Origin of the sequence: Streptococcus sp. k-378, from assembly GCF_013277505.1 — a bacterium.
Lineage (GTDB): Bacteria > Bacillota > Bacilli > Lactobacillales > Streptococcaceae > Streptococcus > Streptococcus pseudopneumoniae.
Window position 1 is genome coordinate 65923 of record NZ_VMNC01000010.1, and the last position, 26735, is coordinate 92657.

The 26735-nt window shown below is 40.2% G+C and carries 22 protein-coding genes and 1 pseudogene; 10 read left to right on the top strand and 13 right to left on the bottom strand.

What is annotated here, in order from left to right:
* Positions 1 to 46: 46 nt before the first annotated feature.
* Positions 47 to 478 (top strand): annotated as a pseudogene (locus HT719_RS01290) (transposase); the annotation flags it as partial.
* Between the two features lie 114 nt (positions 479 to 592).
* On the opposite strand, the gene HT719_RS01295 reads toward HT719_RS01290, so the two are convergent.
* Positions 593 to 1033, bottom strand: a complete 441-nt coding sequence (locus HT719_RS01295) for a helix-turn-helix transcriptional regulator (protein WP_001206586.1) — start codon at positions 1031 to 1033, stop codon at positions 593 to 595.
* 222 nt (positions 1034 to 1255) lie between these two features.
* Between HT719_RS01295 and HT719_RS01300 the strand changes: the two genes are divergently transcribed.
* Entirely contained in the window at positions 1256 to 2272 is a 1017-nt protein-coding gene (locus HT719_RS01300) for an NAD(P)H-dependent glycerol-3-phosphate dehydrogenase (RefSeq protein WP_050259752.1), read from the top strand.
* 21 nt (positions 2273 to 2293) lie between these two features.
* Positions 2294 to 3193 (top strand): UTP--glucose-1-phosphate uridylyltransferase GalU, encoded by a 900-nt coding sequence (galU, locus tag HT719_RS01305; protein ID WP_023939920.1) that lies wholly within the window; start codon positions 2294 to 2296, stop codon positions 3191 to 3193.
* A 159-nt stretch (positions 3194 to 3352) separates the two neighbouring features.
* Here galU and HT719_RS01310 read toward each other — a convergent pair whose 3' ends face one another.
* The 6 genes from HT719_RS01310 to pbp1b all read right to left on the bottom strand — a co-directional run bounded on the left by HT719_RS01310 (position 3353) and on the right by pbp1b (position 10153).
* The gene (locus HT719_RS01310; RefSeq protein ID WP_000658506.1) at positions 3353 to 4027 is read right to left on the bottom strand and encodes a rhomboid family intramembrane serine protease; all 675 of its coding nucleotides are present in this window, start codon (positions 4025 to 4027) and stop codon (positions 3353 to 3355) included.
* A complete protein-coding gene (locus HT719_RS01315; protein WP_172927972.1) occupies positions 4011 to 4550 on the bottom strand; it encodes a 5-formyltetrahydrofolate cyclo-ligase in 540 nt (179 codons plus the stop codon). Before HT719_RS01315 ends, HT719_RS01310 begins: the two co-directional genes overlap by 17 nt.
* A gap of 11 nt (positions 4551 to 4561) precedes the next feature.
* Complete coding sequence (locus tag HT719_RS01320; RefSeq protein WP_023933685.1) at positions 4562 to 5692, bottom strand: N-acetyldiaminopimelate deacetylase; 1131 nt, start codon at positions 5690 to 5692, stop codon at positions 4562 to 4564.
* A gap of 66 nt (positions 5693 to 5758) precedes the next feature.
* Entirely contained in the window at positions 5759 to 6457 is a 699-nt protein-coding gene (gene dapD / locus HT719_RS01325; RefSeq protein WP_000127477.1) for a 2,3,4,5-tetrahydropyridine-2,6-dicarboxylate N-acetyltransferase, read from the bottom strand.
* Positions 6458 to 6687: 230 nt separating this feature from the next.
* Positions 6688 to 7599, bottom strand: a complete 912-nt coding sequence (locus HT719_RS01330) for a DMT family transporter (protein WP_172927974.1) — start codon at positions 7597 to 7599, stop codon at positions 6688 to 6690.
* A gap of 82 nt (positions 7600 to 7681) precedes the next feature.
* Positions 7682 to 10153 (bottom strand): penicillin-binding protein PBP1B, encoded by a 2472-nt coding sequence (pbp1b, locus tag HT719_RS01335; RefSeq protein ID WP_172927975.1) that lies wholly within the window; start codon positions 10151 to 10153, stop codon positions 7682 to 7684.
* 141 nt (positions 10154 to 10294) lie between these two features.
* Between pbp1b and tyrS the strand changes: the two genes are divergently transcribed.
* Positions 10295 to 11551 (top strand): tyrosine--tRNA ligase, encoded by a 1257-nt coding sequence (gene tyrS / locus HT719_RS01340; protein ID WP_172927977.1) that lies wholly within the window; start codon positions 10295 to 10297, stop codon positions 11549 to 11551.
* 77 nt (positions 11552 to 11628) lie between these two features.
* Here tyrS and HT719_RS01345 read toward each other — a convergent pair whose 3' ends face one another.
* Positions 11629 to 13689, bottom strand: coding sequence for a heavy metal translocating P-type ATPase (locus tag HT719_RS01345; protein ID WP_172927979.1), 2061 nt, complete (start codon positions 13687 to 13689; stop codon positions 11629 to 11631).
* 1 nt (position 13690) lies between these two features.
* Complete coding sequence (locus HT719_RS01350; RefSeq protein WP_000910909.1) at positions 13691 to 13969, bottom strand: DUF6110 family protein; 279 nt, start codon at positions 13967 to 13969, stop codon at positions 13691 to 13693.
* Between the two features lie 150 nt (positions 13970 to 14119).
* On the opposite strand from HT719_RS01350, the gene HT719_RS01355 reads away from it, so the two are divergent.
* Positions 14120 to 14968, top strand: a complete 849-nt coding sequence (locus HT719_RS01355; protein ID WP_023939928.1) for a putative RNA methyltransferase — start codon at positions 14120 to 14122, stop codon at positions 14966 to 14968.
* 354 nt (positions 14969 to 15322) lie between these two features.
* On the opposite strand, the gene HT719_RS11990 is transcribed toward HT719_RS01355, so the two are convergent.
* Positions 15323 to 15538, bottom strand: coding sequence for a hypothetical protein (locus HT719_RS11990; protein ID WP_050356507.1), 216 nt, complete (start codon positions 15536 to 15538; stop codon positions 15323 to 15325).
* A 174-nt stretch (positions 15539 to 15712) separates the two neighbouring features.
* Between HT719_RS11990 and HT719_RS01360 the strand changes: the two genes are divergently transcribed.
* Complete coding sequence (locus HT719_RS01360) at positions 15713 to 16348, top strand: hypothetical protein (RefSeq protein WP_172927981.1); 636 nt, start codon at positions 15713 to 15715, stop codon at positions 16346 to 16348.
* Positions 16349 to 16606: 258 nt separating this feature from the next.
* A protein-coding gene (locus HT719_RS01365; RefSeq protein ID WP_240156540.1) for an IS3 family transposase occupies positions 16607 to 18000 on the top strand; the annotation gives its coding sequence in 2 pieces (ribosomal slippage) (positions 16607 to 17069 and positions 17069 to 18000; 1395 coding nt in all).
* A gap of 222 nt (positions 18001 to 18222) precedes the next feature.
* On the opposite strand, the gene HT719_RS11410 is transcribed toward HT719_RS01365, so the two are convergent.
* The 3 genes from HT719_RS11410 to malQ form a co-directional block, all read right to left on the bottom strand.
* On the bottom strand, positions 18223 to 18429 hold the full coding sequence (locus HT719_RS11410; protein ID WP_240156541.1) for a hypothetical protein: 207 nt from the start codon (positions 18427 to 18429) through the stop codon (positions 18223 to 18225).
* A gap of 243 nt (positions 18430 to 18672) precedes the next feature.
* A complete protein-coding gene (glgP, locus tag HT719_RS01370; RefSeq protein WP_172927983.1) occupies positions 18673 to 20931 on the bottom strand; it encodes a glycogen/starch/alpha-glucan family phosphorylase in 2259 nt (752 codons plus the stop codon).
* A gap of 25 nt (positions 20932 to 20956) precedes the next feature.
* Positions 20957 to 22474, bottom strand: coding sequence for a 4-alpha-glucanotransferase (gene malQ, locus HT719_RS01375; RefSeq protein ID WP_138704301.1), 1518 nt, complete (start codon positions 22472 to 22474; stop codon positions 20957 to 20959).
* A gap of 661 nt (positions 22475 to 23135) precedes the next feature.
* Here malQ and HT719_RS01380 point away from each other — a divergent pair.
* The 3 genes from HT719_RS01380 to HT719_RS01390 all read left to right on the top strand — a co-directional run bounded on the left by HT719_RS01380 (position 23136) and on the right by HT719_RS01390 (position 26655).
* Positions 23136 to 24407, top strand: coding sequence for an extracellular solute-binding protein (locus HT719_RS01380; protein WP_172927984.1), 1272 nt, complete (start codon positions 23136 to 23138; stop codon positions 24405 to 24407).
* Between the two features lie 111 nt (positions 24408 to 24518).
* Positions 24519 to 25811: a sugar ABC transporter permease gene (locus tag HT719_RS01385; protein WP_000414964.1), complete on the top strand. Its 1293-nt coding sequence runs from the start codon at positions 24519 to 24521 to the stop codon at positions 25809 to 25811.
* A gap of 1 nt (position 25812) precedes the next feature.
* A complete protein-coding gene (locus HT719_RS01390; RefSeq protein ID WP_001065638.1) occupies positions 25813 to 26655 on the top strand; it encodes a sugar ABC transporter permease in 843 nt (280 codons plus the stop codon).
* Positions 26656 to 26735 lie beyond the last annotated feature (80 nt).

Consider the following 26735-nt stretch of genomic DNA (forward strand, 5'->3'; position numbering starts at 1 on the left):
AAAGAGAAGAGTACGATTAAGTGCTCTTTTTTATGGTTGTAAAAAAGTTCATTTGACCAATTTAAGCAGTGTAGATAGTGAGGAGCTGTTTCAATTCTATCGTGAACGAGGGAATGCTGAAAACTTTATCAAAGAAAGGAAAGCAGGATTCTTTGGGGATAAGACAGATAGTTCGACCATGGTTAAGAATGAAGTACGTATGATGATGGGCTATCTGGCTTATAATCTCTACCTCTTTTTAAAGCAGCTAGCTGGTGATGAAGTAAATGCCTTGACTATCAAGCGTTTTCGACCTCTCTTCCTTCATATTGCCGGAAAATATGTCTCTACTGCTAGACGACATATTCTCAAATTCTCAAGTCTATACGCCTATTCAAAACAATTTCAAGCCTTATTTGATACAATCTGCCAGATAAATCTGATACTCCCTATTCCATATAGAGCTAGAGGGCAGGGGAAAACATGCCTAACAGAATAAGTCACCTTATTTTAAAAATCGAGCATCAAACCAAGGGAGGAGTCTGCCCTTTTTTAGGAAAAAATCAAGACAAATCTCCTCAATCATGTCTCGAACATCAGAAATTAAGCAAAATCACCAGAAGGACAGTATTTCAACTAGCTTTTCTGGTAATTTTTGAACTGTGTAGTTCGTTAGTGCCAGATATGAATAATTTGGGATGATAAATCTTTCTTCCTCAGGTAGCCTATCATAATACTCTTCAAAAATCTTAGCAAAAACACTCTCTTTCTTTTGGGCGATAGTTTCATCTTCGTATGTAGGAGTCCTCATCAAGAAATACTTCAATTCTAGGTATTCCTTATCCAACTCTATATAACTTGGCATCAACTTGTAATCTTCAACCCCCAAACGTTCAGCGATATATTTTAACTTTGTTAGTGTTGGTCTGGATTCTCCATTTTCAATTCTAATTAATTGACGGATACTTAATTCAGACTCATCACCACAAAATTCTGAACGACTGATTTTTTTAGCCAAACGTAATCTTTTAATTTTTTCGCCAAACTCTCGCAACCTACAAGAACCTCCTGAGTTGTTTACCTCTATTATAAGCATATACTGAATCAAACTATCTATCAGATTTCTTCTCACTTTAACTAAAGACTGAGAGTTTAATACTAGCCCCGGTTTTTGTGTATTTTTGAAGTCACAAAGACACCACTTCCCAGCAATGCAAGTGCAAAATCCTCTAGAATATGATAGAATAATGGAAAGGACTCTATTAAGGAGGAAATCATGAAAAAACAAACCGTCGCCGTCTTGGGGCCTGGTTCCTGGGGAACTGCCCTTTCACAAGTCTTAAATGACAATGGACACGAGGTACGTATTTGGGGAAACATTCCCGAACAAATCAATGAAATTAATACCTATCATACTAACAAACACTACTTTAAAGATGTCGTTCTAGATAAAAATATCATTGCCTACACCGACTTAGCAGAGGCACTGAGAGATGTGGATGCGATTTTGTTTGTTGTCCCAACAAAAGTGACACGACTTGTTGCCCAACAAGTTGCACAAACATTGGACCATAAGGCTATCATCATGCACGCATCAAAGGGATTAGAACCTGATAGCCATAAACGATTATCAACCATCCTTGAAGAAGAAATTCCTGAACATCTCCGCAGTGATATTGTCGTTGTTTCAGGCCCTAGTCATGCAGAAGAGACCATTGTACGTGACCTAACTTTAATCACTGCTGCTTCTAAAGATTTACAAACGGCTCAATACGTTCAAGAACTCTTTAGTAATCACTACTTCCGACTTTATACCAATACGGATGTTATCGGGGTTGAAACCGCTGGTGCTCTTAAAAACATTATCGCTGTTGGCGCCGGAGCTTTACATGGTTTGGGATTTGGTGACAATGCCAAGGCAGCCATCATCGCTCGAGGCTTGGCAGAAATCACCCGCCTAGGGGTAGCACTCGGGGCCAGTCCATTGACCTATAGCGGCTTATCTGGTGTAGGAGACTTGATCGTAACGGGAACCTCCATCCACTCTCGTAACTGGAGAGCTGGAGATGCCCTTGGTCGGGGAGAATCCCTAGCTGATATCGAAGCCAATATGGGCATGGTGATTGAAGGGATTTCAACGACTCGAGCAGCCTATGAACTAGCGCAAGAACTTGGAGTCTATATGCCAATTACACAGGCCATTTACCAAGTTATTTATCACGGAACCAACATCAAAGATGCCATTTATGATATCATGAACAATGAATTTAAAGCAGAAAATGAGTGGTCTTAACCCTCTAAAGAAAGGATTCTTATGACATCAAAAGTTAGAAAGGCAGTCATCCCTGCCGCTGGACTCGGGACTCGTTTCTTACCAGCCACCAAGGCACTTGCTAAAGAAATGTTGCCAATTGTAGATAAACCAACTATCCAGTTTATCGTAGAAGAAGCTCTTAAATCAGGCATTGAAGATATTCTGGTTGTCACTGGTAAATCAAAACGTTCTATTGAAGACCACTTTGACTCAAACTTTGAGCTTGAGTACAACCTCAAAGAAAAAGGTAAAACAGATCTGTTAAAATTAGTAGATGAAGCAACTGGCATGCGCCTTCATTTCATCCGCCAAACTCACCCTCGTGGTCTTGGAGACGCTGTCTTACAAGCCAAAGCTTTTGTGGGGAATGAGCCCTTCGTTGTTATGCTGGGCGATGACCTTATGGACATCACAGATGAGAATGCCGTTCCTTTGACAAAACAATTGATGAATGATTACGAAAAGACACACGCATCAACCATTGCTGTCATGCCCGTACCACATGAAGACGTTTCATCATATGGAGTCATTGCTCCTCAAGGCGAAGGAATCAATGGACTCTATAGCGTTGAAACTTTCGTTGAAAAACCAGCTCTCGAAGATGCTCCAAGTGATTTAGCAATTATCGGTCGATATCTTCTGACACCAGAAATTTTCGACATCCTCGAAAAGCAAGCTCCTGGTGCTGGAAATGAAATCCAGCTTACCGACGCTATTGATACCCTTAATAAAACACAACGTGTTTTCGCCCGTGAATTTACAGGAGCTCGTTACGACGTTGGGGATAAGTTCGGCTTTATGAAAACATCTATTGACTACGCCCTCAAGCACCCACAAGTCAAAGATGACTTGAAAGATTACCTCATCCAACTTGGAAAAGAATTGGCTGAGAAGGAATAATACTCTTTGAAAATCTCTTCAAACCACGTTAGCTTCACCTTGCCGTACTCAAGTATAGCCTGCGGTTAGCTTCCTAGTTTGCTCTTTGATTTTCATTGAGTATAAAATAAAAAAGATAAGGTTCAAAAAATGCCTTATCTTTTTTCATTCCACAAATTTTCATCCCATTCCCTTGTAGAGAAGTAAGACTGCGAGTCCTACGAACAAGACTAACGCTACCAGTCTCTGACTAGCACTATACATCCGTCTTTCTCCTCTAACTGGAAAGATAATTGCTAGAAATGCGCCACCAACTGCACCTCCGATATGGCCTGCTAGGCTGATTCCTGGAATCAGAACACTTCCAATAATGTTAATCACAAAAAGTGTCAGATAAGACTGTCCTAGCTGTTGGATATAAGGATTACGAGTTGCATAGCGAAGAATGATAATCGCGGCAAATAGACCATAAAGAGAGGTGGATGCACCTGCTGCTAAGGATTTGGGACTAAATACAAAAACAAAGAGATTGCCCATCATTCCTGATAAAAGATAGAGAAAGAAAAATTGCTTAGAACCGAAAATCTCCTCTACCTGCCTTCCAAGATAATAAAGTGAAAGCATATTAACAATGAAATGCTCCCACCCAATATGAACAAAAATAGCCGAAAAGAGACGCCAAATTTGCTCGGGAAAGAGGCGAATGGCAGGCCCATACATGGCTCCAAATCGAAATAGAGTATCCGCCCTGTCAAAGTTTCCTCCTGTAGTTACCAACATTAGTAGAAATACCACGGCCGTCACTAAAAGAAAGAAACTCGTCACAGGGTAACGCCTATCAAAGATTTCCTTCATCAATCAAAACCTCCTGAACAGGAATATCATGGTTTTCAGGGATAAAGTCCTGAACTTGATAATGATAAACCGTACTCAAAGTATGACCAGTAAACTGTTCCAGATAGCGGTCATAATAACCTCCGCCATAGCCAATCCGATAGCCTTCCATCGTAAAAGCCAGCCCTGGGACATGAATCAAATCAATCTGAGAGGCATCTACCACTTCCAAATTTCCCTGTGGTTCCAGTAAGCCAAAGGAAGTTTTGACCAGTTGTTGCAGATCATAGACCACAAAGTCCATGCGCCCCTTGGAATAGGTTTTGGGTATCAGAACCTTCTTGCCGTCCCTCAGCGCCTGCTCAATCAATCCCTGCGTTTGAAATTCGTGCGGAAAAGAGAGATAGGTTGCGATGACCTTGGCTTCTTGGTAGAAGGGATGGTGTAAAAGCCGCTCGATTAAAGCTTGCTCTATAGCCTGTTTTTGCTCTTGAGATATAGCCTTCATTTCTTGCAAGACTTGCTTGCGTAGTTCCGATTTCATAGACAAGCCCTCTACTCTGCTGCCTTCTTTTTCAGGAAACTAGAGACCGCATCCACCCCAATAGCTAATGCTTCTTCCTTAGGAGCCATCTGAGGGTGATGAAGGGCGTAGGGACTATCGATACCCAGCCAAAACATCACGCCATCAACCTTTGAAAGGAGATAACCAAAGTCCTCGCCTGTCATAGCAGGCTCGATATCAATCAACTCAATTCCGTCTTTCTCTTCAAAAAAGTCCATTAGTTCACGCGCCAAGGCTGGATGGTTCTCAACAGGTAGGTATCCACCTTGTTTGAGTTCCACTTCGACTTCCATATCAAAGGCAGCTGCAACTCCTTCTGCAACTGTTTTGACCCGCTTTTGCACCAAGAGACTCATATCCTGTGTCAAAGCCCGAATAGTTCCATGTAAAAAGGCTGTGTCTGTGATGACATTGTTGGTTGTTCCAGCTTGGAAAACTCCAAAGGTCACCACCGCTCCCTCGATTGGGTTGACATTGCGGCTGACAACTGACTGCACCTGGGTCACAAAGTAACTAGTTGCCACCAAGGCGTCATTAGCTTCATGTGGAAAGGCTGCGTGTCCTCCTTTTCCTTTGAAACGGATCTTCACCTCGCAAGTTCCTGCAAAGAGTGTATGAGTATTGGTCGCAATCTGACCAACCTTCAAATCTGGTCGAACATGAAGCCCATAAAACTGGTCTGGCAACCAGTCTCCAAAAGCGCCATCCTCATACATGAGCATGCCACCAGCTTCATTTTCTTCAGCAGGCTGAAACAGGAAGAGTAGATTATTTTTAGGTTGTTCCTCAAGGGCGCGCTCGAGACAGCCTAAGGCAATAGTCATGTGGAAATCATGGCCACAAGCGTGCATGCGACCTTGATGCTGAGAAGCAAAAGGAAGTCCTGTTTGTTCAACGATAGGCAGACCATCAATATCCGTCCGCCAACCAATAGTACGCTCTGGCTGACTTCCCTGCAAGTAAACCAAAATACCTGTCCGCCAAGTACGAACTTGAACAAACTCCTTGCCCGCAGTCAATTTCTCAATCACATCCAGCAAATAAGCATGAGTTTTGATCTCCTCCAAGCCAATCTCTGGAATCTGGTGCAAATCTCGTCTAATCTGAATCAAATCTAACATCTATCTATCCTCCCATATAGCAGAAAGAGGCTGGAAAAGGGTTCCGCCTCTATTTTTCTTTTACAATTACAAGGTACGAAGCGCATCTTCTAGCGCTGTTTTTTGTTGAGTTTGGGCATCAATCTCTTTGATAATGCGAGCTGGAACACCTGCTACTACTACATTTTCTGGAACATCTTGGGTAACGATAGCTCCTGCTGCGACAACTGAACCACTACCGATTTGGACTCCTTCGATAACCACTGCATTGGCACCGATAAGAACATTGTCTCCAACACGGACTGGTTCTGCGCTAGCTGGCTCAATCACACCTGCTAAAACTGCACCTGCACCAACGTGGCTGTTTTTCCCAACGATGGCACGGCCACCAAGGATAGCCCCCATGTCAATCATGGTTCCTGCACCGATTTCAGCACCGATATTGATAACAGCTCCCATCATGATAACAGCATTGTCACCAATTTCTACCTGGTCACGGATAATAGCGCCTGGCTCGATACGAGCGTTGATAGCACGTTTATCTAGCAAAGGAACTGCAGAATTGCGAGCATCTTGCTCAACAACATAGTCTTGATTTTCTACCAAACCATTGAGAAGCGGAGCCACGTCCTTCCAGTCTCCAAATAAAACATTCCCTAGTCTAACAACCGAGCTAGGTACAGCAGTTGCGAGTTGTCCCTCAAAAGTTACTTTCACACTGGTTTTCTTCTCAGCATTAGCGATAAATTGGATAATTTCTTGAGCATTCATTTTTGTAGCAGTCATAAAAAAACCTCTCATTCTTTATAATGATAACTATTCTACCAAAAAAAGCCTCAAATTTGAAGCCTTTTTGTCTGTTTTTAGGTATGATTTTTTAGGGATGTGAGATAAAACGTGCTGTCGGTAAAAGCAAACCCCTACCGATACAACCTAAAAACACTCTTCACAACTATCTCCCCGTGTTTTATTGACTATTCTAGTATAGCACACTTTTAGAATTAAGAAAAGACTTTTTATCTACTTTCTTTCGCTTCTTCTATAGACAAAAATATCATGGGTAAAATAATCAAGACCATCGCTAGAAGAAGGGACCAATCCACTACCAATCCTAAAAACAAAACACTCAAGAGAGCAGAAGAGAGAGGTTCACTGGCACTGATAACGGAAACCACCAAGGGAGACACCAAAGACACCGCCTTCATGGAAATGAAAAAGGCAAAAGCCGTCCCAAAGAAAGCGATAATGAGGCAAATCAAGATACTCCAAATATCAGGAGTAAAGGAAAGCTGATAAACCGGCGAAAGGACATTGCTAAACAAACCTGCCAAAATCATCCCCCACCCAACCGTCGGAACAAAACCATAACGCTTCGCAAAAGGTTGGGGCAAGATAACATTAAACATAACACCCATAGCACTCAGTAAACCTGTTATAAGGGCTAGTGGTGTCATGGATAACTGAGAGAGATCTCCCTTTGTCGCCATCAAGCAAACACCCAGCATAGCAATCAAAACATAGAAAATAGCACTTTTTGACGCTCGTTTTTGATAAACCAAGCGATTGTAAAAGAGGATAAAGACAGGACTGATAAACTGTAAAATAGTCGCTGTCGCTGCATTTGAGTATTCTACACAGAGATAGAAAAAATACTGGACTGAAAAAATCCCCAAAATAGCATAGGCCAAAAAGGGCAGGTAATTTTTCTTGTCTCGCCAGATATCAAACACTTGCGATTTTAATTGCACTGCAGACCAAATAAGCACAAGACTCCCTGCCAGTGTCAAACGCATAGAGGTAATCCAGCCCGAAGACACCTGATAATGAGTAAAGAAATACTCTCCTAAAATTCCACAGATTCCCCATATTAAGCCGGATAGGAGCGAATAAATAGTTCCTTTAACAATCTTTTTCTGATACTGATTCATACCTTTATTGTAACAAGAAAGGAAAAAAGAAAAAAGTGGCAGTCCATTGATTAGCCACTTCATTTAGCACAGTTTATGGAACTTATCGTCTCGCCCTTGAAGAAGAAGGTCGTGTAGTACTTGAGTTACTGCTATCGCTAGAACTACTACTTGAACTACTTGAACTAGTGCTGGAGCTTGATGGAGTTGGTAGACTCCCCACGATGCTAGACCAAGCATTCTGATAATCCGCATCACTTCCGCCAATAGCAAAGCGATAACTGGTCGTTGGCGCTCCTGTCTTATTAGCCCAATAGCTGGTAACAGTCGAACCTGTGACCTCTACCTCTTTTCCTTCAACAGAAACCTTCCCTGGTTTTTGACCTGTTGATTTCAAGACTTCCGATTTCACTACACTAGGATCTAAAGTAAAGCGCTCGTTTCCCCAAATGCTTGGGGAGGCTTGCTGAATCGCATTTACCAGATGAGCCATGTAATTAGAGTTATTAGAATAACCTGCTCTACGTGACAATGAATGATTATCATCATGCCCAATCCAGCCACCTAGGGTTAATCTAGGTGTCGAAAGCATAAGCCACATATTTTCGTCTTGGTTGGTTGTACCAGTCTTCCCAATCCAATCTGCATTAGCCAGAGTAGGATTTAAAGCAGTCAGATTCGTCTTGAAGGTTGTTGTCACACGAGAGGATAGAACTTCTCGCAGCAATCCCTGCATAATTGTCGCAGTAGCTTTTGAATAGACTTGAACCGGTTTATCCTGATACTCATATACCACTCTACCATCTGCTGCTTCAATCTTTGAAATCACATGCTTCTGATGATAAACTCCATTATTAGCCAAGGTCTGATAGCCATTGGTATGCTGGGCAACTGTGACTTCAATACCACCACCCATTGGCAAGCTCTCAATACCGTACTCAGGAATCTCGTAGCCCATCTTTTCCATATAACCTTTGACATCCACACCCTTTTCACGAAGCATACGATAGGTCCAGTAAGCAGGGATGTTCCATGAATAGTTCAGAGCTTCTCCCAAGGTCATCATTCCTGTCCCCTTGCTATTAGCATACATAATCGGGTTGCCATTGGCAAAGTTTGTTGGATAGTTAGACAGAATCGTTTCACTTCCCATCAAGCCCTGGTCAATAGCAATACCGTAGGCCAGCAAGGGCTTGGTAGTAGAAGCTGGCGAACGTTTGGTATCAAAGGCATGATTATTTTGATTTTCTTGATAATTACGACCACCTACAAAGCCTAGAATAGCACCTGTTTGGTTGTCCATCAAGACATTCCCTACTTCTACACGACCTGTTCCGTCGTCTAAAAGATAGCCATAATCAGCAACCGCACTTTGCATGGCAGAATGAATTTTCTGATCTATGGTAGTAGTAATCTTATAACCACCATTTTCAATTTCCTTGGCTGCCAAATCTCGATAAAACTTCTGAGTTGCCTCATTTTTCAACTCCTTAGCGGAGACATTATCTCTCTGAGCTAGATAGTCATACATACGTTCTTGAGCTTCTGCCAAAGTTGTAAAGTATAAATAGTCTCGTGAAATTCCTGTAACCGTGCCCGATGGTAAAAAGTCCTGTTTAAGGTCATAATCCTTGTACTGAAAATACTCGTCCTTGCTTAAGGCACCTGTACGATACATACTGTAAAGAACTGCCTTAGCCCGTCTTAAGCCAATTTCTAGGTCTTCATCACTCTTCAACTCTCCAGTATTTTCATAAGGAGAGTAAGTAATGGGACTCTGTGGAAGTCCTGCTAAAAATGCTGCTTGAGGAACAGTCAACTGACTGGCATCTACACCGAAAATTCCCTCAGCTGCTTGCTGAGCCCCTGCAATATTCTGTCCCTTATTATTTCGGCCAAAGGGAGCCACATTGAGATAAGTCGTTAAAATCTCATCCTTATTCATGGCGCGTTCCAAGGCAAGAGCATCCACAATCTCTGTCGCCTTACGAGCCAAGGTCGGCGCATCCCCAACCACCTGCTGTTTAATCAGTTGCTGGGTCAAGGTTGAACCCCCACTAGAGGAACCCAAACCTACAAATTTCCCCAAGGTCGCACGAATCACCGCCTTGGGTACTACACCCTTATGTTCTTTAAAGTGTGCGTCTTCCGTCGCAATGATAGCCTTCTTCAGATTTTCCGAAATTTGCTCAGATGAGATAGAAGTGCGCAACAAATCACTCTCTATGGAAGCAATCACCGTCCCGTCCGAATAGGTAATCTCTGAAATAGAAGAGATGTCCTTGACCTGATGTACCAATTCTTCTGTCTGAGGCACCCGAACCTTGTCAAATAAGGCCACTCCGTATCCCAAAGCAATCCCAGCTCCCAACATTCCTCCTAGAAAACCGAGTACAAAGAGTAAGTTAAATAAGGCTTTTATACTCAGTAAAATAGCTGGAAAAATGGCTGGCCTATCTAAGCTTTTAGATTTTTTGGTACTTGAACCTTTCTTGCCAGGTCTAGCTGATTTTTTATGTTTTTGCTGGAAAAATTCCAGCATTTTTCGTTTTAATTCATTTAATTGATTTTGCATGGATTTCCTCACTCTATCTATTATACCACAAAAGGGAAACTTTCAATAAAATAGCCACTTTCTTCCCTATTCTGCTAGGCTATTGCCCAAGTTTATGATACAATAGGTAGAAACAATAATTTTAAAAAGGAGAAAAGACACATGCACATTTTTGATGAGCTAAAAGAGCGTGGTTTGATTTTTCAAACGACTGATGAAGAAGCTTTGCGTAAAGCCCTAGAAGAAGGTCAAGTTTCTTATTATACTGGCTACGATCCAACTGCTGACAGCCTTCACCTAGGCCACCTTGTCGCAATCTTGACAAGTCGTCGCTTGCAACTAGCAGGTCACAAACCTTATGCGCTCGTTGGCGGTGCTACAGGTCTCATCGGAGATCCGTCCTTCAAAGATGCTGAACGTAGTCTCCAAACAAAAGACACAGTAGAGGGCTGGGTCAAGTCTATCCAAGGACAACTTTCTCGTTTTCTTGACTTTGAAAATGGTGAAAACAAGGCTGTCATGGTCAACAACTACGACTGGTTTGGCAGCATCAGCTTCATTGACTTCCTCCGTGATATTGGAAAATACTTCACTGTCAACTACATGATGAGTAAAGAGTCTGTAAAAAAACGGATTGAAACAGGAATTTCATACACTGAGTTTGCCTACCAAATCATGCAAGGTTACGACTTCTTCGTCCTTAACCAAGACCACAACGTAACGCTACAAATCGGTGGTTCTGACCAATGGGGAAATATGACAGCTGGTACCGAATTGCTTCGTCGTAAGTCTGACAAGACTGGTCACGTTATCACTGTTCCATTGATTGCAGATGCAACTGGTAAGAAGTTTGGTAAATCAGAAGGAAACGCAGTCTGGCTCAATCCTGAAAAGACCTCTCCATACGAAATGTACCAATTCTGGATGAATGTTATGGACGCTGACGCTGTTCGCTTCTTGAAGATCTTTACTTTCTTGTCACTTGATGAGATTGAAGACATTCGTAAACAATTTGAAGCAGCGCCACACGAACGCTTGGCTCAAAAAGTCTTGGCTCGTGAAGTCGTTACACTTGTTCACGGCGAAGAAGCCTACAAAGAAGCCCTCAACATCACTGAGCAGCTCTTTGCAGGAAACATCAAAAACCTTTCTGTTAAAGAACTTAAACAAGGACTTCGTGGTGTGCCAAACTACCAAGTTCAAGCAGACGAAAACCACAATATCGTGGAACTGCTCGTGTCATCTGGTGTGGTTAACTCAAAACGCCAAGCCCGTGAAGATGTCCAAAACGGAGCTATCTACGTCAACGGCGACCGTATCCAAGACCTTGACTATGTCTTGAGTGACGCAGATAAGTTAGAGAATGAACTGACTGTTATCCGTCGTGGAAAGAAAAAATACTTTGTATTAACTTACTAAATTGTTCAACATTTACCTATAAAAAAAGGAGTTACCCTCGAGAAAGGTAACTCCTTTTTGCTGTTAATAGTCCCCACCTATCCCTTAATAGACAGGCTACGCAGTACAATACGTAAGGTTGTTAGATTATGTAAGATAGAAAGATTTGAAGGACTGAGCCAATTAAACAAGCCAAAGCCAATCAAACTACTATTTACGACAACGGTATCTTGAATATTCTTCTTGATGAGTGTTTGCAAAGATGATGATAGCGAATCCAACTCTTGGAAGAAATCCAAACGATTATCTAACAATAAGATATCACTCATCTGCTTAGAAATATCTGCGCTCTCATTCATCACCACACCGATATCTGATAGGGTTAGAGCCGCTGAGTCATTCAAGCCATCTCCAACCATCAAAATAGTGTGACCTGCTTTCTGCAGTTCCTCTACTAACTCAAATTTCCCATCAGGTTTCAAGTCTGTATAGACCTGATCAAAGGGCAAATCTTTGACTAATTCCTCTGTCCTAACCAAGGTGTCCCCTGTTGCCAGAATCAATTTTTTCCCTTGTGCCTTAAGTTTCTCCAAGGCTGCTTTTGCTTCTTTTCTCAAAGGAGTATGAATGCAGAACATTCCAATCAATTCATTCTGGTAGGCTAAGAATAAGAGATTGTAGTGACTCTTGTACTCTTCAATTAAAGCATTTTGTTCTGAACTGATATGAATTTGCTCATCCTGCATCAAGACATAATTTCCAATAAGAACTGGTTGACCATCGATATGGGACTTAATTCCCTTGCTTGCGATATATTGGAGTTTCCCATGCATTTCCTCATGTTCAATCCCCTCTATCTCAGCTTGCTTGACGATGGCATTAGCAATAGGATGATAAATGTGTTCCTCAAGACAGGCACTGATTCTGAGAATATCTTCCTCACTATAGTCTCCAAAAGGTAACACCTTTTCAACTATAGGATAACTAGTTGTGATTGTTCCTGTCTTATCAAACAAGAAAGTATCAACTTCCAGATATTTCTCCAGAACATCTCCATCCTTAATCACCATTTCACGGTTCAACCCTTCCTTGATAACTGTCAAATAAGCTACAGGAGTAGAGATTTTCAAAGCGCAGGAGAAATCGACCAATAGGAAAGAAATAGCCTTAGAAAAAGAACCTGTCAATAGGTAAGTCAGCCCAGCCCCCAAGAAATTATATTTGACGACCTTGTCCGCCATCTTGATGAAATAGCGTTGTTTCGTTTTCTTGTTTTCTTCAGATTTCTTCATCAACTCAATCAGTTGTAAAATCCGGCTGTTCATCTGATTATCGGTTACACGAATGCGTAACTCTCCAGTTTCTAATACTGTATTTGCACAAACCAAATCAGACTCTCTTTTTTCAACTGGAAAACTCTCTCCCGTCAAGGAACTTTCGTTGACCATACCTAAACCTGAAACTACTTGTCCATCAAACAGAATTTCATTTCCTTGAGATAGGACCAAGACATCTCCTATTTGAACATCGGAACTCTTGATACTAACAACCGTATCGCCCTGTACTAAGAATACGTCGCTCTCTTTTGCAAGAAGACTCTGTTCTAAATCTGTTGCAGTTTTTTTCAAGGACCACTGATCTAAATGATTCCCCAAATCAAGCATAAACATGATATTACTAGCTGTCTTGGATTGGTTCATAAACAAGGACAATAAAATCGCCGAACAGTCCAAGACTTCCATCGTTAGTTCCTTACGCGCTAGTGTTTGATAGGCTTCTCTAATATAACCAAAAGCCTGATAACAAGTCCATATATAGCGAATAGGATACGGCACAAAACTACGAAAAAGCACACGCTTAATCGCTGCACCTGAAACAATAGAATAAGCACTCTCTTCTCTACGAATGGGAAGAGTCATCAACTCAGAAACTTTCCCTTTGTCAATTCTTTTTAAAAAGGCTTCTGCATTATCTAATACAGAAAAGCCTTCTTTTATACGTAGAGTAAAGTGCTGTTGATCCATGTAAAACTGGATAGACTCAATCCCCTTTTCATCTCTCGCCAAGGAACGAAGATAGTCTTGAATATCCAAGGTGAGTGAAAAAGAAGATGATAGTCGGATATGTTGGTATCCTCTATGTAGCACTTTAAAAGACATATTATTCTCCTATAAGGCTATCTAATTGCTCTTCTTTTTTCTCTTGCTCGTACAAATATTTGGCATCTTGCAAGACATCGTCTCCATGTTGCTTCACAACAGAAACAGATGCATCTAGCTCGTCTTTCAACTTGTAAGCCTTAGCCAAAGCTTTAGAATAACCTTTTTTAGCTTCCTTACTTGCCAAGATTTTCAAACCAAGGGTACCAAATGCGACACCACCCAAAAAGAGTGATGATTTTTTCGCAACTTTTGCAACGGTTAATACTTCTTTTAACATACTTATTTCCTCCTAGCTATTATTATATAGCAATTTAGATATAAAAGCAATTTAATTTTGGTACTTTGAAAAGTAATTATACTACTATTTAATTCTATTACAAATCATCCTAAAGTTGCTTTCATTTGCCTCTTTTGATACACTTAAACTATGAATACAAACCTCAAACCCAAACTTCAGCGTTTTGCTTCTGCGACTGCCTTCGCCTGTCCTATCTGCCAAGAAAATCTGACTCTGGTAGAGAGCAGTCTTAAATGCTGCAACCGTCATTCTTTTGACCTGGCAAAATTCGGCTATGTCAATCTGGCACCTCAAATTAAGCAATCTGCCAACTACGACAAGGAAAACTTTCAAAATCGCCAACAAATCCTAGAAGCAGGCTTTTACCAAGCTATTTTAGATGCTGTATCTGACTTGCTTGCAAGCACAAAAACTACCACAACAATTTTGGATATCGGTTGTGGTGAAGGTTTCTACTCTCGTAAACTCCAAGAAAGTCACCCTGAAAAAACCTTCTATGCCTTTGACATTTCCAAAGATTCCGTCCAAATCGCTGCCAAGAGCGAACCCAACTGGGCAGTCAATTGGTTCGTTGGTGACTTAGCTCGTCTTCCTATAAAAGACGCCAGCATGGATATCTTACTTGATATCTTTTCACCTGCCAACTATGGAGAATTTCGTCGCGTTTTATCCAAAGACGGCATGTTGATAAAGGTTATTCCAACTAAAAATCACCTCAAGGAAATCCGTCAAAGGGTACAGAACCAGCTGACAAACAAGGATTATTCTAATCAAGATATCAAGGAGCATTTCCAAAACAACTTCACTATCTTATCCAGTAAAACTGCCTCACTAACCAAGCCTATCACAGCAGAGCAGCTCCAAGCCCTACTCAGCATGACGCCCCTACTCTTTCACATCGACCAGACTAAGATTGACTGGAGCCAACTGACAGAGATTACCATTGAGGCTGAGATTCTGGTTGGGAAAACATTGTAAACTAGACTTCGCAAAAGTAGAAAACTTACTGAGAATCTTCAATATTACGAAAACGCATAAGAACAGGTACTCAAAAGCCTTAATCTTATGCGTTTTGTTATGCAAAAATCACTGGAGTTTCTATACACATTAAGAGGAAATATTTGAAATCAGTTCTTTTAATAACCATTGAATACCATATACTACATTTACCCCAAATATGATATAGGCCGTATAAATCAAGTATTTCGATTTCTCCCGCCTCAAAGAATAAATCTTGTACAAGATAAATAAATTTAAAATAATAAATAATAGAGACAAAATCTTCCTCCAAAATCAATATTAAAAGTAGCCAGTCAGGCATATACCTCATATTTATTTTCGATTCGAGATAACAAACTTATCAATAAATAGCAAGTGATATAAGGCAAGTACAGACCCCCAGAAACTACCTCGAAGAGAGATTTCTTGATGATTGAGAGGAAACAAATCATGGTTACCTATATAGAGGCAGGTCAAAATAACAAATAAAATCCAAAATAAATCCGTCCATTTATATTTTGAAAAATATTTTTTAACATAATAGCACATTTTTCTTGACTACAATAACATTATATGATAAAATGTAAGCGAATACAAATAAAAAGGAATTGCCTTATTCAATTAATATTCCTATAAGAAAGCAGATGATTCCAATGTACAAACTATAATTATCAACCCTTAATATCCAACTTAGTTATGAAAGAATGGTAGGTGATCATTATCATGAAAAAAATACTAATTACTCTATTATTTAGTTGTTTAGCATTGTTTTATTTGCCTATTTCTGTAAACGCCGATACCACTAATGACCTTGTTATAAAATTCAACGAACTGCAATTTACTGTTGAGGATTACAATATCCCTAATCCAGAAGTAGTATATTCGAAATCAGGATTCAACGAAGTTGCAACTGTTATTGATAGTGATACTGGAAAGGTTGTTGAAACTATTGAATTTATTCCAGATCTCTCTCGATCTACAGTTACTTCACACACATTAAAAAGAAGTGCAACATTTGCTAGAACTACAGTTCAATTAAGTGTAAACATTGAATTATATAATGAGGGTTCTTTCCGTCAGATTAACTCAGTTCAAGGTTATTACTTAGGAATAACAAATTCTATTACAAACACATATATTGAAGGACAAAACGTTGATGTTTGGTCTCCAAAAGGATACCCCACAACAAGTATAAAGTATGCTTATAATGGTACTTTAACAGCAGCTATAAACAGTAGTGGTTCAGCTCAAGTTAAAGCAGAGTTGTTAGGAGCTGGATTTACATTGGGAGGTACTATTGGAGGTACATCATATTATAGAGTTCCATTTAATCAAAACGGAACTATTAGTCTATACTAACTTAGGAGGTAGTCGATATTATGAATGAAAAAAAACGTACATATTTTATTTGTGCAAGTATTATTATTTCATCTATAATTTTAGGACTCTTTATTTATAACGGACTTGACGTTTTGGGTCAATTTATAAACGATGGCCTCAGGGTAATTAATAGTAATAGGTAGTTAATAGAATTTAAATAAAAAAACGGTAATTTAGTGAATGAACTGCACCCCAAAAGTTAGACAGAAAAAATTTAACTTTTGGGGTGTTTTTATTATGAAATTAACTCATGATGATAAAGTTCAGATCTATGAACTTAGAAAACAAGGATATAGCTTAGAGAAGCTTTCAAATAAATTTGGGATAAACAATTCTAATATTAGGTACATGATTAAATTGATTGATCGTTACGGAATAGAGTTCGTCAAAAAAGGAAAAAATCGTTACTATTCTCCTGATTTAAAACAAGAAATGATTCATAAAGTCTTACATGAAGGCTGGACTAAAGATAGAGTTTCTCTTGAATACGGCCTCCCAAGTCGTACGATACTTCTTAATTGGCTAGCACAATACAAGAAAAACGGGTATACTATTGTTGAGAAAATAAGAGGGAGAGTACCTAAAATGGGACGTAAGCCAAAAAAGAGACCTGAAGAGAGAACAGAATTAGAACGTCTTCAAGCAGAAAATGAGTACCTGAGAGCGGAGAATGCCATCCTAAAAAAGTTAAGAGAACTCCGATTGAAGGAGGAAAAAGAGAAAGAAGAAAGACAGAAATTGTTCAAGAATTAATGACTGATTTTTCGTTAGATATTCTTCTAAAAGCCATTAAATTAGCTCGTTCGACCTACTACTATCACTTGAAACAGCTAGACAAACTAGATAAGAATCAAGAGCTTAAAGCTGAAATTCAATCCATTTTTATCGAACATAAGGGAAATTATGGTTATCGTCGGATTCATTTAGAACTAAGAAATCGTGGTTATCTGGTAAATCATAAAAGAGTTCAACGCTTGATGAAAGTACTCAATTTACAAGCTAAAATGCGACAGAAACGAAAATATTCTTCTCATAAAGGAGATGTGGGTAAGAAGGCAGAGAATCTCATTCAACGTCAATTTGAAGGCTCTAAAACAATGGAAAAGTGCTACACAGATGTGACAGAATTTGCCATTCCAGCAAGTTCTCAAAAGCTTTACTTATCACCAGTTTTAGATGGCTTTAATAGCGAAATTATCGCCTATAATCTTTCAACTTCACCCAACTTAGAACAAGTAAAAACGATGTTGGAACAGGCCTTCACAGAGAAACGCTACGAGAATACGATTCTCCATAGTGACCAAGGCTGGCAATACCAACACGATTCTTATCATCAGTTTCTTGAAGGTAAGGGAATTCAAGCATCCATGTCACGTAAGGGTAACAGCCCAGACAATGGTATGATGGAGTCCTTCTTTGGCATTCTGAAATCGGAAATGTTTTATGGTTATGAGAAGTCATTTCAGTCGCTTAAGCAATTGGAACAAGCCATTGTAGACTATATTGATTACTACAACAATAAACGAATTAAGGTAAAACTAAAAGGACTCAGTCCTGTACAATACAGAACTAAATCCTTAATCTTATGCGTTTTGTTATGCAAAAATCACTGGAGTTTCTATACACATTAAGTGGAAATCTTTGAAACCAGTTCTTTTAATAACCATTGAATACCATATAGTACATTTACCCCAAATATGATATAGGCCGTATAAATCAAGTATTTCGATTTTTCCCGCCTCAAAGAATAAATCTTGTACAAGATAAACAAATTTAAAATAATAAATAATAGAGACAAAATCTTCCTCCAAAAATCAATCCTAAAGGTACACAGCTAAGCATATCCCTAAACTTTATTTTCGATTCGAGATAACAAACTTATCAATAAATAGCAAGTGATATAATACAAGTGTAATTCCAAATAAGCACCCATGATAAGAGATTTCTTGATGGGTAAGGGGGAAAAGAGTATCATTACCCGCCAAGAGGCAGGTCAAAATAACAAATAAAATCCAAAATAAATCCGTCCATTTATATTTTGAAAAATATTTTTTCCACATAAAAACACCTTCTTTCCTACAATTATATTATAATACTTTATGTAAGCGAATACAAGAGATATGAGGTAATCAACTACGAAGAAGCATGAGGTTGAAGACAGTAAAAATCAGCATTTAAAGCCTTCACTGTATCTATAATTTCCCTATCTTTAGACAGGATTGACTAAAATCCACAACATTTAAAAAAGCGAATTTCAATCGAAACTCGCTTTTTTACAAAATGTATTCGTATAAATTTGTATCTTAGTTCAAGTGCCAGATATCTTCGTTATACTGAGCGATTGTACGGTCAGATGAGAAGAATCCTGCTTTAGAAATGTTAACAATAACTTTATCCAACCATGCATCACGGTCTTCGTAGTCAGCAAGCATTTGCTCTTTGACTTTGATGTAGTCTTCCAAGTCAAGAAGAGTCATGAACCAGTCTTTGTTGATCAATTCATTGTAAAGACGTTCCAAGCGCTCTTTGTTTCCAGCTGCAAGAACTGCATCGCTAACGATGAAGTCAACCAATGGTTTGATAGCTTTACGAGCGTAGAATTCGCTTGATTTGTAAGCTGCTTTTGCGTAAAGGTCGATAACAGTTTCTGAATCTTCACCGAAAATGTAGATGTTTTCGTCGCCAACCAACTCAGCGATTTCCACGTTAGCACCGTCCATAGTACCAAGAGTCAAAGCTCCGTTCAACATGAATTTCATGTTACCAGTACCTGAAGCTTCTTTAGAAGCAAGTGAGATTTGTTCTGAGATATCACATGCTGGGATAAGGAAGATTGCTGCAGTAACGTTGTAGTTTTCAACCATAACTACTTGCAAGTGTGGAGCTACTGCTGGATCGTTAGCAATCACTTCTGACATGCAAAGAATCAAGTGGATGATGTCTTGAGCGATTGTGTAGGCTGGAGCTGCTTTACCACCAAAGAAGATTGTGATTGGGCGAGCAGGGATGTTACCAGCTTTAATGTCAAGGTATTTGTGGATCACGTACAAAGCGTTCATTTGTTGGCGTTTGTACTCGTGAAGACGTTTGATTTGGATATCAAAGATAGAGTTTGGATTGATTTCCACACCTTGGTGTTCTTTCAAGTGACGAGCCAATTTACGTTTGTTGTGAGCCTTGATGCTTTCCAATTTTTCTTTGACAGCTGCTTTGTCTTCGTAAGACAAGAGTTTTTCAAGCTCATCTGCTTCATGGTGCCAACCATCTCCAAAAATCTCATCCAAGTAGTGAGACAATCTTGGGTTAGCATGCATGAGCCAACGACGGAAAGTGATACCGTTTGTTTTGTTGTTGAATTTTTCTGGGTAAAGGTCGTAGAAAGCTTTCAACTCAGAATTTTTCAAGATTTCAGTGTGAAGTGCTGCAACCCCGTTAACGCTGTATCCGTAGTGGATATCCATATGAGCCATGTGAACACGTCCGCTCTCATCGATGATTTGAACAGCTGGATCTTTGTATTCTGCTTTCACGCGACGGTCCAATTCTTCGATGATTGGTACCAAGTGAGGAACCACTTCTTGCAAGAATTCAAGAGGCCATTTTTCAAGGGCTTCAGCAAGGATTGTGTGGTTAGTGTAGGCAGTCATGCTACGAACGATTGAGATTGCTTCGTCAAGCTCGATACCACGTGCAGTCAAAAGACGGATCAATTCAGGGATCACCATTGATGGGTGAGTATCGTTGATTTGTACAACGGCATAATCAGCAAGGTCATGCAAGTTGCTTCCTTTTTCGATTGCTTCGTCGATGATCAATTGCGCACCGTTTGAAACCATGAAGTATTGTTGGAAGATACGGAGCAATTCACCTTGACGGTCACTATCATCTGGGTAAAGGAAGAGAGTCAAGTTGCGAGCGATATCTGTCTTGTCAAAGTTGATACCATCTTTAATAATAGAAGAATCAACTGAATCCAAGTCAAACAAACGCAAGCGGTTCTTCGTTTCTGTCTTGTAACCAGGAACATCAATATCATAAAGAGTTGATGTCAAAGTAAAGTCTGCAAATGGTACTTGGTAGCTACGGCTTGAGCGAACCAACCAGTTTTGCTCTGTCAACCATGCGTTTGGAATTGTTTCTTGTTGGTTGTTTTTAAGAACTTGTTGGAAAAGACCAAAGTGGTAGTTCAGACCAACACCGTCACCATTCAAACCAAGAGTCGCAATTGAGTCGATAAAGCAGGCAGCCAAACGTCCCAAACCACCATTACCAAGAGATGGTTCCAATTCAACTTCTTCAACTTCGATCAAGTCTTTACCTGCAGCTGCAAGTTCTTTTTTGACATCGTCGTAAAGACCAAGGTTAATCAAGTTGTTTGACAAGAGTTTACCAATCAAGAACTCAGCTGAGATGTAGTAAACTTTTTTCTTACCAGTGTTAACTGGTTTTTGGCTACTTGCAAGCTTGCTGTAGTTAAGAAGAGCAAGGTAAAGCTCTTCATTGCTACATTCTGCAATGGTTTTATTGTAACGATTTTGTACAAATTCTTGTAGTGATAACATGTTTAAGATGTCTCCTGATATTGTATTATTTCTTTAATTCTACCAAATTTTCATTGATTCGGCGATAGATTGTTGTTAAGTCAAGCAAACCTTCCTCAACAGCTGGTGTCAATTGCTCTTCAGTCATACGCCAAGACCAGTTTCCACCAAGGGTAGATGGGAAGTTCATACGAGCCGCCTCATCCAATTCTAGCAAATCTTGCATAGTTGCAATTGCCATGAAGCTAACTGATGAAAAGACTGTACGAAGCATAGCATGTGGCACTGTTTCGTATTCTTTACGGTTAGTGTAGCGAGCCATGTATTCACGAGTCGCATCATCGATCTCGTTACGGTACCAACCAAGAACCGTGTTGTTATCGTGTGTTCCTGTGTACATAACTGAGTTAGCAGGTGCCAAGTGTGGGCTATCAATGCTTTCGTCTTCTGGGTTGAAGGCAAATTGAAGAATCTTCATTCCTGGGAAGCCAGTACGTTCACGCAATTCGATAACTTCGTCTGTCATGAAACCAAGGTCTTCTGCGATGATGTTTAACTCACCAAGTTCTTCCTTAACGGCTGCAAAAAGCTTGTAGCCAGGACCTTTGACCCATTCACCAGGTGCTGCTGTATCAGAACCAGCAGGGATTTCCCAGTAAGATTCGAAGCCACGGAAGTGGTCGATACGAACGATGTCGTAGATTTTGAAGCTTTCACGCAAGCGTTCAATCCACCATTTGTAGCCGTCTTTGTCCATTGCTTCCCAGTCATAGATTGGGTTACCCCAAAGCTGACCAGTTGCAGAAAATTCATCTGGTGGGCATCCTGCGATGCAAGTCGCCTTACCGTTGACATCTGTCTTGAAAAGATGTGGATTTGCCCACATGTCGCTTGAATCTTCCGCTACGTAGATTGGCATGTCTCCAACGATTTCGATGTGGTTGTCGTTAGCGTAAGCTTTCAATTTCAACCATTGTTGGAAGAAGAAGTATTGAGTCACACGGTGGTAAACCAACTTGTCTGCCAATTGCTCACGGTAGCTTTCAAGCGCTGAAGCTTTACGAGCACGAGCATCAGCATCTGGCCATTCTGTCCAAGCAAGATTGTCAAAATGCTCTTTGATAGCCATATACTCAGCAAAGAGCTCAAGCCATGATTGGTTGTCTTGAGCAAATTTCTCAAAATCTTTAACATCTCCTACTTCCAAGAAACGTTTTACCGCTTTTTCTAAAAGAGGACGACGTGCATAGTAGATTTTCGCATAATCAACTTCAGACGCATCGCTACCAAAGTCAACTCCTTCAAGGTCACTTGCTTCCAACAAACCTTGCTCCACCAAGATATCTAAATCGATAAAATGAGTGTTTCCTGCGAAGGCTGAGAAAGATTGGTAAGGAGAATCACCGTAACTAGTTGTTCCTAATGGAAGGATTTGCCAGTAACGTTGTTTTGTACGAACCAAGAAATCAACGAAGTCGTAAGCACTTTGACCAAACGATCCGATTCCGTAAGCTCCTGGGAGAGAAGAGATGTGCATCAACACACCACTTTGACGTTTTTTCATAATAGCACCTCATGTGTTAAAATTAATGGAACGTTGCGTATTTTTGCAGACGCAAACGTTTGCGCTACTTACAAGTATACTCCTTTTCAAGCATAATTGCAAGCGTTTTTAAAAAACTTTTTTGATTATTTTTAAGGAGACTAACCCATTTTAGCAAAGATAACTTATACTCAATGAAAATCAAAGAGCAAACTAGGAAACTAGCCGCAGGCTGTACTTGAGTACGGCAAGGCGACGTTGACGCGGTTTGAATTTGATTTTCGAAGAGTATTAAAACCATCTAATCCTAAAGTTTGAGTCTCACAGAATCCGTCTACAAACTGCAAATCCTCCCCTAGAAAACTTGAATTTAGATGCAAGAAGGCACAAACGTCTATAGAAAATAGATAGGAATTAGAAACAGGGAGATAGCCCCTCCTGATTTCCCTCTTTAGACAGATTCCATCTATTTTTTATTAAAAATACTGTATTCTTATCTATTTCACACTTTTCTTCTATTAAAAAGTAAAATCATGCTATCAAATCAAGCTTAAAAATTTTTTAAAATTTTTGACAAAAACACTTGCAACCGTTTTCTATTTGTGCTATACTAAGCTCATAAAGGAAAACGTTTGCGTTTTTCTTGTCAATAAAACTTGTTATTCTTTAGGAGGAATACACTATGTCATCTAAATTCACGAAGAGCGCTGCGGTGCTTGGAACTGCTACACTTGCTAGCTTGCTCTTGGTAGCTTGCGGAAGCAAAACTGCTGATAAGCCTGCTGAGTCTGGTTCATCTGAAGCCAAAGAAATCACTCTTTACGTTGAGGACCAATACAAAGCTTATGCTGAAACAGTTGCTAAAGCTTATAAAGAGCAATCAGGCACAACAGTTAACATCAAATCTGGTGACCAACTTGGTGGGCTTGACAAACTTTCTCTTGACAACCAATCTGGTCAAGCTGCTGACGTTATGATGGCTCCATACGACCGTGTGGGTAGCCTTGGTTCTGACGGACAACTTTCAGAAGTGAAATTGAGCGATGGTGCTAAAACAGAAGATACAACTAAATCTCTTGTAACCGCTGCTGACGGTAAAGTTTACGGTGCTCCTGCCGTTATCGAGTCACTTGTTATGTACTACAACAAAGACTTGGTAAAAGACGCTCCCAAAACATTTGCTGACTTGGAAAACCTTGCTAAAGATAGCAAATATGCCTTCGCTGGAGAAGATGGAAAAACTTCTGCCTTCCTAGCTGACTGGACAAACTTCTACTATGCATACGGACTTCTTGCTGGTAACGGCGCTTACGTATTCGGACAAAACGGTAAAGACCCTAAAGACATCGGTCTTGCAAACGACGGTTCTATCGCAGGTATCAACTACGCTAAATCTTGGTACGAAAAATGGCCTAAAGGTATGCAAGATGGTACAGCTGCTGGAAACCTAATCCAAACTCAATTCCAAGAAGGTAAAACAGCTGCTATCATTGATGGGCCTTGGAAAGCTCAAGCCCTCAAAGATGCTAAAGTAAACTACGGTGTTGCGACTATCCCAACTCTTCCAAATGGAAAAGCATATGCTGCATTCGGTGGTGGTAAAGCTTGGATCATTCCTTCAAGTACTAAGAACCTTGAAGGCGCACAGAAATTTGTAGACTTCCTTGTTTCAACTGAACAACAAAAAGCTTTCTACGATGCAACTAACGAAATCCCAGCTAATACTGAAGCTCGTTCATACGCTGAAGGTAAAAACGATGAGTTGACAACAGCTGTTATCAAACAATTCAAGAACGCTCAACCAATTCCAAACATCTCTCAAATGTCTGCAGTTTGGGAACCAGCTGCTAACATGCTCTTTGATACTGTAAGTGGTCAAAAAGATGCTAAAACAGCTGCTAACGACGCTGTAACATTGATCAAAGAAACAATCAAACAAAAATTTGGTGAATAAAAAATTTGTTCAAGGGGGGTGGAATTCAAATCCCCCTTTGAATTTATCAATAGAGACACAAATAATTTAGCTTTCTTATAAAAAAAGTAGTATCCTATGAAAGGAGTTATTATGGAAAAGCAACAACCTAGTAAAGCAGCCCTGCTGTCTATCATTCCTGGGTTAGGACAGATTTACAATAAACAAAAAGCCAAAGGTTTTATCTTCCTTGGTGTAACCATCGTATTTGTCCTTTATTTCCTAGCACTTGCAGCACCTGAATTGAGCAATCTCATCACTCTTGGTGACAAGCCCGGTCGTGATAATTCCCTCTTTATGCTGATTCGTGGTGCCTTCCATTTAATCTTTGTAGTCGTTTATGTACTCTTTTATTTCTCAAATATCAAAGATGCATATACGATTGCAAAACGCATTAACAATGGAATTCCAGTTCCACGTACCCTCAAAGACATGATCAAAGGGATTTATGAAAATGGTTTCCCTTATCTCTTGATTATTCCATCTTATGTTGCCATGACCTTCGCGATTATCTTCCCAGTTATCGTAACCTTGATGATCGCCTTTACCAACTATGACTTCCAACACTTACCACCAAACAAATTGTTGGACTGGGTTGGTTTGACAAACTTTAGTAATATCTGGAGTTTGAGTACCTTCCGTTCTGCCTTTGGTTCTGTTCTTTCTTGGACCATCATCTGGGCTTTGGCAGCCTCAACTTTACAGATTGTGATTGGTATCTTCACAGCTATCATTGCTAACCAACCATTTATCAAAGGAAAACGTATCTTTGGTGTTATTTTCCTTCTTCCTTGGGCTGTCCCAGCCTTCATCACTATCTTGACATTCTCAAACATGTTTAACGATAGTGTCGGAGCTATCAACACCCAAGTATTGCCAATCTTGGCTAAATTCCTTCCTTTCCTTGATGGCGCTCTTATTCCCTGGAAAACAGACCCAACTTGGACTAAGATTGCCTTGATTATGATGCAAGGTTGGCTTGGATTCCCATACATCTACGTTCTGACCTTGGGTATCTTGCAATCTATTCCTAACGACCTTTACGAAGCAGCTTATATTGACGGTGCCAATGCTTGGCAAAAATTCCGCAACATCACTTTCCCAATGATCTTGGCTGTTGCGGCACCTACTTTGATTAGCCAATACACCTTCAACTTTAACAACTTCTCTATCATGTACCTCTTCAACGCTGGAGGACCTGGTAGTGTCGGTGGTGGAGCTGGTTCAACCGATATCTTGATTTCATGGATTTACCGTTTGACAACAGGTACATCTCCTCAATACTCAATGGCGGCAGCTGTCACCTTGATTATCTCTATCATTGTCATCTCAATCTCTATGATCGCATTCAAGAAACTACACGCATTTGATATGGAGGACGTCTAAGATGAATAACTCAATTAAACTCAAACGTAGACTGACTCAAAGCCTTACATACCTTTACCTGATTGGTCTATCAATTGTCATTATCTATCCACTTTTGATTACCATTATGTCAGCCTTCAAGACTGGTAACGTAGTAGCCTTTAAACTAGACAGCAACGTCGACTTTAGTTTTGCTAACTTCCAAGGCCTCTTCACTGAAACCTTGTACGGTACTTGGTACCTCAACACCTTGATCATTGCCTTGATTACCATGGCTGTTCAAACAAGTATCATCGTACTTGCTGGTTATGCCTACAGCCGTTACAACTTCTTGGCTCGTAAACAAAGTTTGGTCTTCTTCTTGATCATCCAAATGGTGCCAACTATGGCCGCTTTGACAGCCTTCTTCGTTATGGCGCTTATGTTGAACGCCCTTAACCACAGCTGGTTCCTCATCTTCCTCTACGTTGGTGGTGGTATCCCGATGAATACTTGGCTCATGAAAGGCTACTTCGATACAGTGCCAATGTCTTTAGACGAATCTGCAAAACTAGACGGTGCAGGACACTTCCGCCGCTTCTGGCAAATTGTTCTTCCACTTGTTCGCCCAATGGTTGCCGTACAAGCTCTCTGGGCCTTCATGGGACCTTTCGGGGACTACATCCTCTCTAGTTTCTTGCTTCGTGAGAAAGAATACTTTACTGTTGCCGTAGGTCTCCAAACCTTCGTTAACAATGCGAAAAACATGAAGATTGCCTACTTCTCAGCAGGTGCTATCCTCATCGCCCTTCCAATCTGTATTCTCTTCTTCTTCCTACAAAAGAACTTTGTTTCAGGACTTACAAGTGGTGGCGACAAGGGATAATTTATCCCCGCCACCCTTTTTCATTTTATACTCTTCGAAAACCTCTTCAAACCACGTCAGCTTCCATCTGCAACCTCAAA